The organism is Brevibacterium permense (assembly GCF_013280495.1).
Taxonomy (GTDB): Bacteria; Actinomycetota; Actinomycetes; order Actinomycetales; family Brevibacteriaceae; genus Brevibacterium; species Brevibacterium permense.
In genome coordinates this window covers 1-13,001 of the sequence record NZ_JABSSX010000025.1, presented here as the reverse complement: position 1 = coordinate 13,001, position 13,001 = coordinate 1, and the positions used below count along the sequence as shown (strand labels likewise).

The following is a 13,001-nucleotide window of genomic DNA, read 5'->3' as shown; positions in this document are numbered from 1 at the left end:
GCCCGCCCGTGACCAGGGACTCTCGCTGAGCCCCCACCCCACCCCCCCAATTGCTACCTGCCGGCGGCCCCGCACCCTCGCGCGCGGTGGCTGGGCCGCCGTCAGGTAGCAATACGGGGTGTTTTGGTCAGTTGCAGCCGTCGGGGCCGCAGGCGGCGCCGTCGGCGAAGTCCTTGTCCGCTGACTGCGAAGTGCTGGCGAGCACCGTGAGCTTCTGTCCTTCGTCCCAAGCCGTCTCGAGTGCCTGAGAGAAGACCTCCGCCGGTTGGGCTCCGGAGATGCCGTACTTGCGGTCGATGACGAAGAACGGGACTCCATTGGCGCCGAGCGAACGAGCCTCACTGATATCGGCCCGTACCTCATCCGAGAATTCATCGGTTGCGAGGATCCGGCGGACCTCGTCGGGATCGAGGCCGATCTCACGTCCCACCTCGGCGAGGTAGTCGACGTCACCGATGTCGCGACCCTTCTCGAAGTGGCCCGAGAGCAGCATCTCCTTGGCCTCGGACATGAGTCCGTGGGTCTTGGCGAAGTGGAGAAAACGGTGGGCGGTGAAGCTGTTGGCCACGACGATCGAGTCGAAGTCGTAGTTCAGGCCGACTCCGGCAGCCTGCTCTGTGACGTGGTCGAACATCTGCCGCACCTGAGCGGCGGGCATGGCCTTCATCTGACTGAGGTATTCGGTCTCGGTGCCGTCGAAGTGATCGGGCAGGCTAGGATCGAGCTGGAAACTGCGCCATTGGACGTCGACGTCGTCCCTGTGAGCGAAGCCGTCGAGGGCATCCTCGAAGCGACGTTTTCCGATATAGCACCAGGGGCAGGCGATGTCCGACCAGATCTCAATCTTCATATCAATGCCAACCGTGCTCATCTCATGGTTATTCCGCTGTGCCGGCTCAGAACAGAGCCTGCTGCGATGGCGCGGTGAGCTGCTGCGTCGGAGCCGCTGCCGCGCCGGTCTTCTGCAGGGTTCGGCTCGAGTCCCGGCGGCCGCGCATCCTCGAAGTCGCAGGGTAGTCGTCATCGCTGCGTCCGCGCAGGTCATAACGATCGATGAGGGGGTTGATGCGCTCACTGAGCCACCGCCGATACTCCTTCGAGGCATAGGATGAGCCGGCGTACATCCGGCGATAGCGGGGGAGCAGCTCGGGGCGGTTGCGTTCGAGCCATTCGAAGAACCATTCGCGGGCGCCGGGACGCAGGTGCAGCGCCCCGTAGACGACTCGTGCGGCTCCGGCGTCCTTGATCGCACGAAGGGCGGATTCGAGGTGGTCACGGGCGTCGGTGAGCTTCGGCATGATCGGCATCATGAACACGGTGACATCGAACCCGAGCTCGGCGGCCGCGCGCACGGTGGCCAGCCTGGCCTTCGTCGTCGGCGTGCCGGGCTCGAGGCTCTGCTGCAGAGCGTCGTCGTGAACGGCGATCGACATGCTGATCTCAACAGGAGCGTCTTCGGCGACGCGGGCCAGCAGAGGCAGATCCCGTCGCAGCAGCGTGCCCTTGGTCAGAATCGACATCGGAGTAGACTGTTCGGCCAGTGCGGTGATGATCCCCGGCATGAGGGAGTAGCGGCCTTCGGCGCGCTGATAGGGGTCGGTGTTCGTGCCCAGGGCCACATGGTCTCGCGCCCATTTCGGACGCGCCACCTCGGCGGCGAGGACATCGGCGATATTGATCTTGACGACGACCTGGCGATCGAAGTCCGTCCCTGAATCGAGATCGAGGTATCGATGAGTGTTCCTGGCGAAGCAGTACACGCAGGCATGTGAGCAGCCGCGGTAGGGGTTGACGGTCCAGGAGAAAGGCATCGAGCTGGAATGGGGAACCTTGTTCAGCGCCGACTTCGCCAGCACCTCGTGGAAGGTGATTCCTGAGAATTCCGGCGTCTGCACCGACCGGACCAGTCCCTTCGTCCCGAAGAGGACAGGTGTGCCGGGGTCGGTGCTGTCGCTCGCTTCGTTCCACCGCATGACATCATTCGAACACGAGTTCGAATGTGAGTCAAGGGTGGGGCGTGACGCTCAGGCGGTGTCAGGAAACGCGCAGTCCTTTGAACTCACTGCGGTGGAAGACCAGAGCCTCGGGTCCGCCGTCATTGCGAGTGCCGAGGATCTCGAGCAGGGCCACGGTGTGGTCGCCGGCCGCGACCTCATCGTAGAGCCGGGTCCAGAGGAATGCTGAGCTGCCGGGGATCGTCAGCGCGCCTCCGGCCGTGACCTCAGGGCTGACGCCGGTGAATCGTCGACTGCGGTCCTTCGCTGCCAACTGTCTGGCTAGGTGCTCCTGGTCGGTGCCCAGGAGGGAGATGCCCAGCTCGGGGGCTCGCCGCAGGGTGGGCCAGGTGGTCGATGTGTTCTGGACGGCGACGCTGACCAAGGGCGGGTCGAGGGAGACGCCGACGGTGAGGGTGGAGGCGACGAGGCCCAGTGGCGCCGCATCGATTTCGGCGCCGATGAAGGCGACCCCCTGAGGGAAATGGGAGAAGGTCTCGCGGAGAGCCTCAGGTGTTGCGGGGGTCACCGGGGCCGGTGACTGTGCGGTGCGGTCTGCCAAGAGTGTCATTCCTTCACCTCTGTGTTCGTGTGGTCGTCGGCCTCTCAATTGCCAGCTGATCCGTTGACGCCAGCTGATCCGTTGAGCAATCCAAGAGTACGGGTTCGTCTGTCGAGGTCGTTGAAGTCGATCATTGCAAAGCGGAAGCGCCGGAGTCGTGGCGGAGGTCATATGAAGACGACTTGTGACCGCATATGACGCTGAGAGTCGGGGCGTGACGGCAGCGTGCGGCCAGTGACGGGGTTCGGGCATAGATTGCTCAGCGAAACACGCACTCGTCTGGCAGCGAGCCGCCCGAACCCCGCCGCAGAGGAGAACCCTATGACGCAGACGCCGGTCACCGCACGGAGCACCCAGGACCCGCCGCAGCGGCTCCTGTCCGGAAAGAAGCGGGTGCTGGCCTCAGCCTTCGCCGGGACGACGATCGAATGGTATGACTTCTACCTCTACGGCACCGCCGCAGCCCTGATCTTCAACGTCCAGTTCTTCCCCTCCGACAGTGAGCTCGGCAGCCGACTCGCGTCCTTCGCCACCCTCGCCGTCGGATTCTTCGCTCGGCCGTTGGGCGGAATCGTCGCCGGCCACCTCGGCGATCGTGTCGGCCGCAAAGCACTGCTGGTCGTCTCCCTCCTGTCCATGGGGACGGCGTCGACGCTCATCGGTCTGGTCCCGAACTTCGACGCCATCGGCTGGTGGGCTGCTGTCTCCCTCGTCGTCCTGCGCATCGTCCAGGGCCTGTCGGCCGGTGCCGAATGGGGCGGATCGGCTCTGCTGTCCGTCGAACATGCACCCGCCCGCAGACGCGGTCTCTTCGGATCCTTCACTCAGATCGGATCGGCGGCGGGAATGCTGCTGGCCACCAGCTCCTTCTTCCTCGTCCAGAACCTGATGAGTGATGAAGCGTTCGAGGCCTTCGGCTGGCGCATCCCCTTCCTCGCCTCCGCACTGCTCGTGGCACTGGGACTGTGGATCCGCCTCGGCGTCTCCGACGCACCTGAGTTCCAGGAGCTCAAGGACTCCGGAAAGGTCGCCAAAGCTCCGCTGCGGGAGGTGCTGACCGCTCATCCGCGGGTCCTGCTCGTCACCATCGGACTGCGCCTGGCACAGAACAGCGTCTTCTACCTCATCACCGTCTACATGCTCAGCTACCTGGCGGAGAACCGCGGCGATTCGACCTCAGGAGTCACAGCCGTCATGATCGCCTCGGCGGTCGGTCTGGTGACCGGGCCGGCATGGGGGTGGGCCTCGGACCGGATCGGTCGCAAGCCCGTGACGATCTTCGGACTCATCGGCATCGCGGTCTTCGGCTGGTTCTTCTTCGCCTTCCTCGACGCAGGCCCACTGGGACTGCTGCCCCTGGTCGTCATCCTCGGCATGAATCTCGCCCACGATGCCGTGTATGGTCCCCAGGCGGCCTGGTTCGCCGAACAGTTCCCCATCGAGGTCCGCTACTCGGGCGTGAATATGGGCTACCAGCTGGGTACCGTCATCGGCGGCGGAATCATGCCGATGGTCGCGGCCCTGCTCTACGTGGCCGGCGGCCACTCGCCGTGGCTCATCTGCGGCTACCTGACCCTGCTGTGCGCCCTCTCGCTCATCGCCGCCATCGGCGCCAAAGATCCTGCCCGTGCGCTCGCCCGCACCGCGGCCTGAACGTACCTGCCGATACATCGGCCCGCACCCATCGCACCATCACACAGAGGAGACTCCCATGACGAAACCGATCCTGCTCAATGCCTTCGACATGATGACCCCGGTCCACCAGTCACCCGGACTGTGGCGCCACCCGGAATCGAGAGTCGACGAGTTCACCCAGCTGTCCTTCTGGACGGACCTGGCCAAGACCCTCGAGGACGGCGGATTCTCCTCTCTCTTCCTCGCCGACATCCTCGGCGTCTATGACGTGTACGGCGGCAACGCCGATGTCACGAACCGTGGGGGAGTGCAGTTCCCACTGCTCGACCCCCTCGTCGCCGTCCCCGCCATGGCCGCAGCCACTAAGACACTGGGGTTCGGTGTGACCGCCTCGGTGACCTATGAGAAGCCCTACCTGCTCGCCCGCACCCTGACCACCCTCGATCACTTCACGAACGGGCGTGTGGCCTGGAACATCGTCACCAGCTATGTCGACTCCGCTGCCCGCAACCTCGGGCTCAAGGGCCAGATCCCGCACGATGAGCGCTACGACCGGGCCGATGAGTTCATGGAAGTCATGTACAAGCTGTTCGAGGGCTCGATCACTCCGGACGCACTCAAAGCCGATGCCGACGCCAACGTCTTCGTCGACCCGAACGAGGTCCACGACATCAGCCACGACGGCAAGTTCTTCACCGTCCCAGGTCAGGCGCTCGCCCTCCCCGGACCGCAGGGCACCCCGCTGCTCTTCCAGGCCGGTGCATCCAAACGCGGCCAGGAATTCGCGCTCGACCACGCCGAGGCGATCTTCTTCTCCGGACCGACCCCGAAGATCCTGCGCAGCTGGGTCGACAAGGTTCGTGACGGACTCGAAGAGCGCGGACGCGCCCGTGACGCGGTGAAGATCTTCGCTCTGGCCACCGTCATCGTCGACGACACTGACGAAGCCGCCGAGGCTCGCCTGGCCGACTATCGCCGCTACGTCGACACGGAATCCGCGCTGTCCCTGTTCGGCGGATGGACCGGAGTCGACCTCTCGGGAGCCGACCCCGAAGACACCCTCGAATACGTCTCGACCGAAGCCAACCAATCCGCGCTCGCCTCCTTCACCACCATGGCCGGAGACAAACCCTGGACGATTCGGGACCTCGCGGAGTTCGTCGCCCTCGGCGGACGCGGACCGGTCATCACCGGATCGCCGGAGACCATCGTCGACGAGTTCGAACGGTGGATGACCGAAGCCGATATCGACGGATTCAACATCGCCGCGGCCGTGCGCCCGGCCGACGCCGAACGCTTCACGAAGTACGTCTCACCCGAACTGCGCCGCCGCGGACTCCTGCCCGAACCGACCGCAGGTGCCACGGTGCGCGAGCAGCTCACCGGCGCCGGTCCCCGCCTGGCCGAGGACCACACGGGTGCCCGATTCCGCCTCGGCGAGGGTGCCCGCGTCTGATCGGACGGGTCCGACGAATCGGGGAACGGGCGTGAGGCATAATGGTCTGCGGCCGTTTTCCGATCCGTGAACCGAACTGAGACCGCGAATGAGTGCATCGACTCCGCTGACCACCACAGATGATCCGGCCGATCGCGGATACCGGCGCAGAGCTCTCGTCGCCGCGGCTGTCGGCTACGGACTCGACGGCTTCGACCTCCTCATTCTCAGCTTCGCCCTTTCGGGCATCATCGCCTCATTCGGGCTCAGCGACATCGCAGCCGGGTCCCTGTCGACGATCACTCTGCTCGGCGCCGTGGTCGGCGGAATCGTCTTCGGTGCCCTCGCTGACCGTCACGGCCGGGTACGGGTGCTCACCTGGACGGTCCTCATCTTCGCAGTGTTCACCGGACTGTCGGCGCTGGCACAGGGGTATTGGGATCTCGCGGCCTACCGGTTCATCGCCGGAATCGGAATCGGCGGTGAGTTCGGCATCGGCATCGGCATGGCCCTGGCCGCCGAGGCGGTGCGTGCCGACCAGCGAGCGCGGGCCACATCATGGGTGGGTGTGGGTTTCCAGCTCGGCGTATTCGCCGCAGCCGTCGTCTCCGCTCCCGTCATCGCCCTGTGGGGGTGGCGGGCACTGTTCGTCATCGGACTCGTTCCCGCTGTCTTCGCCTTCGTCATCCGTCGCCGAGTCGAGGAGCCGGAGACCTTCATCCGGGCCCGGGAACACGAGGAGACGGAGGCCGAAGTCGCCCGTGGGAACCTCGATACGGACGGAGTGCCGACCTCCTTCGGTGCGAAGATCGCCGCGCTGTTCAAGGATCGGGACACGGTGAAGATCACCCTGGCCCTGACGATTCTCACCAGCGTGCAGAACTTCGGCTACTTCGGCATCATCACCTGGCTGCCGAACTACCTGTCCGAGCAGATGGATCTGGGAGTCACCAAGGGTTCGCTGTGGACGGCGGTGACGGTCATGGGAATGCTCGCCGGGATCCTCATCTTCGGCCAGGTCGCCGACCGCCTCGGTCGACGTCCCGCCTTCTGGATCTTCCAGGCCGGAGCCATCGTCACCATCCTCGCCTACAGCCAGTTCACCGATCCGAGTGCTCTGCTGGCCGGCGGATTCTTCATGGGCGCCTTCGCCAACGGAATGCTGGGAGGCCATGGGGCGCTGCTTGCCGAGCTCTATCCCACGGCGATCAGGGCGACGGCGCAGAACGTCATCTTCAACATCGGCCGTGCCATCGGGGGACTGGCCCCGGTCGTCATCGCCCTTCTTGCAGGGCATCTCGGCTTCGGCTTCGCTCTGGCGCTGCTGCCGATCATCTACCTCATCCAATTCCTCGCTATGTTCCTCATTCCGGAGCGCCGCGGCCACCGCCTCGACTGAGCTGTGAGTCCGAGTACGGGGTTCCTGGGTGCGCTGTGCCCACCCCGGCGTTCGTGACGAACTGTGACGGCAGGTGAGAGCGCCCGGCCGCCGCGACACCATACTTGTCGACTGTGACTTCGCCAGATCCCGCCGCGAACGCGGCACAGACGCCCGCCGCGACCGCTCAGAACGGGCAGGCCGGAACGCAGAATCCGCGCATCGTCTCCTCGGCAGCCGATATCCATTCGATCCTCGCTGAATTCGGCTCACAGGGAACGAAGACGACGGCGGTGATCATCCTCGCTCTCGGCGGGATCTTCATGGACGCCTACGACTTCTCCTCCCTGGCCTTCGGCATCACCGCCATTCAGGAGCAGTTCGGCCTCAATGGTTTCATGACCGGACTCGTCAACGCCTCGATCATGGTCGGTGCCGTCATCGGCGCCCTCTTCGGCGGCTACCTCGTCGACCGGTTCGGGCGGTACCGACTCTTCATGGCCGATATGGTCTTCTTCGTCGTCGCAGCCATCGGCTGCGCGGTGGCACCGAACGAATGGGTCCTCATCGCCTTCCGCTTCGTCATGGGCATCGGCGTCGGTCTCGACCTGCCGGTGGCGATGGCCTTCCTCGCCGAATTCTCCAAGCTCAAAGGCAAAGGGAACCGCTCGCAGCGGGTCAATGCCTGGTCGCCGGCCTGGTACTTCGCCACCGGTATGGGCTACGTCATCGTGCTCATCATCTTCATCACCCTGCCCTACGACCAGCATGCCATTCTGTGGCGCATCGTCGTCGGCTTCGGCGCCGTGCCCGCGCTCTTCGTCCTCCTCGTTCGTCGCCGCTACCTTGCCGAATCACCCGAATGGCTGGCCAACCAGGGCGATCTGCGCGGCGCCGTCGAAGTCATGCGCAACCATCACAACCTCAATGTCGAACTCGCTCCCGAGGGGGAACTTGAGGCCGCGAATGCCTCGGACAGTTCGGCCAAGGGCGGACGGTGGTCCGGGTTCGCCGAACTCTTCTCCCCGCGCTACCGGGTCCGCACGATCGTCGCACTCTGCGTGTCCGTGTTCTCGACGTTCGGCTACAACGCCGTCGCCTACGGGACCCCGCTCATCATCACCACGCTCTTCCACCAGACTCCGCTGATCACGATCATCGCCTCACTGGTCATCAATCTGGGCTTCGGCACGCTCGGGGGACTCCTGGGGATGAGCATCGTCAACCGCTTCGGGACTCGGAGGATCACCCTGTTCGGATTCGTCATCCAAGCCCTGGCGCTGGGAACACTGGCGATCGTGGGAATCCCGAACGGGGCTCTCCTCCTCGTCGCGGTGGCCATGCTCGCTGCGTTCGTCTTCGCTCAGGCCGGGGGACCGGGTGCCAACCTCATGAACTATGCGACCCTGTCGTATCCGACCCGGCTGCGCGGAATCGGCATCGGCTTCAACCAATCGGTCCTGCGTGCCTTCTCGATCGTCTCACTCATCATGTTCCCGATCCTTGCAGCCTCGCTGGGCACAGGAGTGTTCTGGATCGTCGCCTGCGCACCGCTGGCGGGTGCGATCGCCGTCGGCATCGTCGCCTGGGATCCGACGGCCAAGGACGTCGAGCACGAAGACTGAGGCCCGCGACCAACGGTGACTGCCCAGAGCAGTGCGCTTCGCGTAGGACGAAGCGCACTGGCATGACCAGCGGGAACGGTCACAATGAGAATGAATGGTATGCCATCGAGCGAAATGCTCGTTCGTCCTGTGTGTCCGTGCGGGCATCGGAAATGGCCGTGCTCGAGCTCGAGGAGAATCCGCAGGCCGCGATCGAAGCGATCACCGATCAAGCTGCGGAGGCGGTCGACCGTGACCGTGCCGAGGTCATCGTGCTCGGCTGCGGTGGGATGGCCGAGCTCGGGGCGACGATCACGGAACGCTGTGCCGTGCCCGTCGTCGACGGGGTCGCGGCCGCCGTGCGCCTGGCCGAATCTCTCGTCGGTCTGGGGCTGAGCACGTCGAAGGTGCGCACTTATGCGCCTGCCCGTGAGAAGAAGCTCAGCGGCTGGCCGCTCGGTCAGTCGACGTCGGCCGGATCCGCTGCGATGGGCTCTGCGTCCTCTGCGGCAGGCACCGCGACTGACTCTGCGGCGGGATCGGCGGCGGCAGGATCGGCCTGAGCTTCTTCGGGCCCGGTCTCGGCCAACCGCTTCGAATGCTTGTCGTGCTGCTCCTGACTCGTTCCCAGATGACGAGCGGCCAGCGAACCGGCCAGCGTCTGATCCCGGCGGGCGATGGCGTCGAAGAGCTCGGCATGCTCGGTGGCGACGACTGCAAGGTCATCATGCTGACTCAGCTGCCACCGCATCCGTGAATCCAGCAGGGCACCGATCTCGCCGACGAGCTCATTGCCCGAGAGCTCGGTGACCATGGCATGGAATTCCGCGGCACAGCGATGGGCACCGGCGACGTCCCCGGCATCGGCGAGCTCCCGGCCCTTGAGCATCGTAGCCTCCAGTCGGGCCAGGCCCTCGCGGGTATGGCGCTGAGCGGCGAGCTCGAACGAGAGGACGTCGAAGACCGTGCGCACCTCGTTGAGGTCGGCGATGTCGCTGGGGGAGAACTCCCTGACCGTCGACCAGGTGTTGGGCCGGTTCGTCACCAGCCCCTCCGAGGCGAGTTTCTTCAGCGCCTCGCGGATGGGCACTCTGGAGACACCGAGTTCCGTGGCGAGGTTGCGTTCGACGAGCCGCGAACCCGGTCGACGGTGGCCTTCGATGATCTCATTGCGCAGCGCCTCGGTGACTCGCATGGTCTCCGACTGGGGACTCTCGGCAGACTTCATCCGGTCCCTCACCTCACTGTGAGCGCTTCATGGCACGGCCCAGAGTATCGAGCCCGACCGAGCCGAGGCCCAGCGCCCGGGTGTGGAAGTCCTTGAGGTCGAAATCGGCACCCGCCGCAGTCTTCGCCTCGTCACGGTACTGCTCCCACAGTCGCTGACCGATCTTGTAGCTCGGTGCCTGCCCGGGCCAGCCGAGGTAGCGGTCGAGCTCGAAGGCCAGGAACGACCGGTCCATGGCCACATTGTCGGTGAGGAACTGCCATGCCTTCTCCCGGTTCCAGGTCCCACCGCCGAGGCTCTCAGGCGCCTCGAGGCCGAGGTGGAATCCGATGTCGAGGACGACACGGGCGGCACGCAGCCGCTGCGAATCGAGCATGCCGAGATAGTCGCCGGGGTCGTCGAGGAACCCGAGATCGGCCATGAGCTTCTCCGCGTACAGAGCCCATCCCTCCCCGTGGCCGGATACCCAGCACATGAGGCGGCGCCAGCGGTTGAGGGTGTCGGAGACGTAGGTGGCCTGACCGACTTGGAGATGGTGGCCGGGCACACCCTCGTGGTAGACGGTGGTCCTCTCCTGCCAGGTGGCGAAGTCCGTGACGCCTTCGGGCACCGACCACCACATGCGGCCGGGTCGGGAGAAATCGTCGGTCGGGCCGGTGTAGTAGATGCCACCGGTGGCCGAGGGGGCGATCATGCACTCGATCGTGCGCACGGGTTCGGGAATGTCGAAATGGGACTTGCCGAGTTCGCGGATCGCCTCATCGGCCACACCCTGCATCCAGTCCCGCAGCGCCTCGGTGCCGTGCAGGGTCCGCTGCGGGTCGTTGTTGAGAGCGTCCATGACCTCGAACAGGTCGGCGCCGGGCATGATCTTCTCTGCCACTTCTCGCTGTTCTGCGTCGATGCGCTCGAGTTCTTCGAGACCCCATGCATAGGTTTCATCGAAGTCCACTTCGGCGCCGAGGAAGTCCCGGGAATACAGCGCGTATGCTTCGCGACCGCACGCTTCGTCTTCTCCGGCGGCGGGCAGCACCTGTTCGCCAAGGAATTCTGCCAGGTCCGAGGCGGACTGGCGGGCCGCCTCGGCGTGGGTATCGAGATCCGAACGCAGAGCGTCGGGAACATCGGCACCGGCGACGAGACGATCGAAGTTGCTGCCGGGCTCGGCCAGGGCGCGGGCCTGTTCGATGACCTTCTCGACCTGGATACGGGCGGCGACGCGACCGTTGTCACGCGCCATCGCCAGGGATTCCTGGTATCCGGCCAGCGAGCCGGGCACTGCAGCCAGGGTGGTGGAGATCGTCTCCCAATCGGCCACGGTCTCCGTGGGCATGAGGTCGAAGGCGTCGCGGACCTGCTGCAGCGGAGATTCGATGACATTGAGGCTGGCGTGCTTGATCCCGGCGGCGAAGTAGTCCCGGTCGACGCCGAGGCGATCACGCATCGCATCGATGGTCACGAGGTCGACATCGTCGAGGTCGGAGGAGCCCGCGACATCATCGAGGCGAGCCAGCGTCCGCACGGTGACGTCATTGAGCGCGGAGAGTCCGGCCGGCGAGAAGTCGTCGAAGCCCTGTGCACCGTCGAGTCCGAGGTAGAGGGCGAGAGAGGGGGAGAGGGCAAGCATGTCATCGACGTAGTCCTCAGCGACCGCATCGACGGCGGAGGGGGTTCTCTTCACAGTCATGATGACCACCCTATCGCGAGCTGAGTCACATCCGCGGTGGACCGGACCACGCAATCGTCGCGAACCCGCTAATGTGTCACTGTTCCCCGCAGGCAGCAGAAAGTGAGACCGATCTCCAGTGGCACGAGCGAAGCTGTGGACGAAGGACTTCATCGTCGGAATCGGGCTCAACCTTTCGATGTCGATGGTCTTCTACCTGCTCATGACGTCGATGGCCGGGTACGCGGTGGCGCGGTTCTCCGCCGGCGAGGCCGCCGCCGGCTTCGCCTCCTCATCGTTCGTCGTCGGTGCCGTAGTCGCTCGCGTGCTCACCGGGAAGTATCTCGACTTCATCGGGCGGCGCAAACTGCTCATCATCACCATGGCGGTCTCCGTGCTCGCCTCCCTGGCCTATATCTTCGCCGGCGACCTCACTCTGCTGCTGACGCTGCGCATCGTCCACGGAATCGCCTTCGGCGCCGGGAACACGGCCATCATGACGGCCATCCAGAGCATCATCCCGGCCTCCCGCAGGGGAGAGGGCACCGGATATTTCGGCACGGCGACGACTCTGTCGACGGCGCTCGGACCGTACCTCGGCGTGATTCTGCCCCGCGAGTTCGACTTCGTCATGCTCTTCGTCGCCTCGGCGTTCATGTCCGTCCTCGCCCTCATCTGCTGTTTCCTCATCCGGCTGCCCGTGCAGGAGATCAGCGACTATCAGCGGCGCACGAAATGGCAGCTCAAACTCGGCACCCTCGTCGATCGGGACGGGCTGCGGATCGGCTCGGTCATGCTTCTGGCCGGCACCGCCTACGCGGCGGCGCTGGTGTTCCTCGCCGGTTATGCGGCCGAACACGGCGTCGCCTCCGCAGCGTCCCTGTTCTTCGTCGCCTTCGCCGTGGCGTCCCTGTTCGCCCGTCTGTTCGTCGGACGGCTGCAGGACACCCTCGGCGACAATGCGGTGATCTTCCCCGCCTTCATCGCCGATATCGTCGGCAATGTCCTGCTGGCGCTGTGGCCGACGATGACGGGGATCGTCCTGGCCGGAGTGCTCATCGGTCTCGGCTTCGGCTCCCTCATGCCGTGCATGCAGGCCATCACCGTCAAATCCGTGCCGATGAGCCGCGTTCCCGTGGCCACCGCGTCCTTCTTCCTCCTCCTCGACGCAGGGTCCGGCATCGGCCCGGTCGTCCTCGGATTCCTCTACCCGTTCACAGGCGGAAACGGAATGTTCCTGGTCTGTGCCGGGCTCGTCGTGGTCGCCATCGGCGTGTACGTGTGGGTGCACGGACGTCGCCGAGGCGGTCGTCCCGGCCGCGAATACCTCACCTGATCCCGCTAATTGCTACCTGACGGCGGCCCAGCAACCTCGCGCTGGAGTGGTCCCCAATAGTTGGACTGCTGTGAGGTCAGCATAGAGCGGTTACGGCCTCTGTGGCATTGGCGGTCTTGGTCCGATACTCCATCGGGGCAAGACCGCCAAGTCGTGTCGAGAT

The 13,001-nt window shown here is 65.2% G+C and carries 11 protein-coding genes; 6 read left to right on the top strand and 5 right to left on the bottom strand.

All coding sequences use genetic code 11. The features are described from left to right. Positions 1–127: 127 nt before the first annotated feature. The 3 genes from HK353_RS16580 to HK353_RS16570 all read right to left on the bottom strand — a co-directional run bounded on the left by HK353_RS16580 (position 128) and on the right by HK353_RS16570 (position 2,565). Positions 128–850: a DsbA family oxidoreductase gene (locus HK353_RS16580; RefSeq protein WP_173157968.1), complete on the bottom strand. Its 723-nt coding sequence runs from the start codon at positions 848–850 to the stop codon at positions 128–130. A gap of 46 nt (positions 851–896) precedes the next feature. Further along, positions 897–1,973: an Rv2578c family radical SAM protein gene (locus HK353_RS16575; protein ID WP_173157966.1), complete on the bottom strand. Its 1,077-nt coding sequence runs from the start codon at positions 1,971–1,973 to the stop codon at positions 897–899. A gap of 61 nt (positions 1,974–2,034) precedes the next feature. Further along, on the bottom strand, positions 2,035–2,565 hold the full coding sequence (locus HK353_RS16570; protein ID WP_173157964.1) for a flavin reductase family protein: 531 nt from the start codon (positions 2,563–2,565) through the stop codon (positions 2,035–2,037). 312 nt (positions 2,566–2,877) lie between these two features. Between HK353_RS16570 and HK353_RS16565 the strand changes: the two genes are divergently transcribed. The 5 genes from HK353_RS16565 to HK353_RS16545 all read left to right on the top strand — a co-directional run bounded on the left by HK353_RS16565 (position 2,878) and on the right by HK353_RS16545 (position 9,171). Beyond that, positions 2,878–4,209, top strand: coding sequence for an MFS transporter (locus HK353_RS16565; protein WP_173157962.1), 1,332 nt, complete (start codon positions 2,878–2,880; stop codon positions 4,207–4,209). 58 nt (positions 4,210–4,267) lie between these two features. Beyond that, positions 4,268–5,647 (top strand): LLM class flavin-dependent oxidoreductase, encoded by a 1,380-nt coding sequence (locus HK353_RS16560; RefSeq protein WP_173157960.1) that lies wholly within the window; start codon positions 4,268–4,270, stop codon positions 5,645–5,647. 88 nt (positions 5,648–5,735) lie between these two features. Further along, a complete protein-coding gene (locus tag HK353_RS16555; RefSeq protein WP_173157958.1) occupies positions 5,736–7,025 on the top strand; it encodes an MFS transporter in 1,290 nt (429 codons plus the stop codon). A gap of 113 nt (positions 7,026–7,138) precedes the next feature. Next, a complete protein-coding gene (locus tag HK353_RS16550) occupies positions 7,139–8,629 on the top strand; it encodes an MFS transporter (RefSeq protein ID WP_342589972.1) in 1,491 nt (496 codons plus the stop codon). A 62-nt stretch (positions 8,630–8,691) separates the two neighbouring features. Continuing rightward, entirely contained in the window at positions 8,692–9,171 is a 480-nt protein-coding gene (locus HK353_RS16545; RefSeq protein WP_425350571.1) for an aspartate/glutamate racemase family protein, read from the top strand. Here the strand turns inward: HK353_RS16545 and HK353_RS16540 are convergent. Together HK353_RS16540 and HK353_RS16535 are read right to left on the bottom strand one after the other, a co-directional pair. Further along, on the bottom strand, positions 9,069–9,836 hold the full coding sequence (locus tag HK353_RS16540) for a GntR family transcriptional regulator (protein ID WP_173157951.1): 768 nt from the start codon (positions 9,834–9,836) through the stop codon (positions 9,069–9,071). The two genes, HK353_RS16545 and HK353_RS16540, sit on opposite strands and share 103 nt — an antisense overlap. A gap of 13 nt (positions 9,837–9,849) precedes the next feature. Continuing rightward, on the bottom strand, positions 9,850–11,523 hold the full coding sequence (locus tag HK353_RS16535; RefSeq protein WP_173157949.1) for a DUF885 domain-containing protein: 1,674 nt from the start codon (positions 11,521–11,523) through the stop codon (positions 9,850–9,852). Positions 11,524–11,641: 118 nt separating this feature from the next. Between HK353_RS16535 and HK353_RS16530 the strand changes: the two genes are divergently transcribed. After that, positions 11,642–12,838, top strand: a complete 1,197-nt coding sequence (locus HK353_RS16530) for an MFS transporter (protein ID WP_173157947.1) — start codon at positions 11,642–11,644, stop codon at positions 12,836–12,838. Positions 12,839–13,001: the final 163 nt, after the last annotated feature.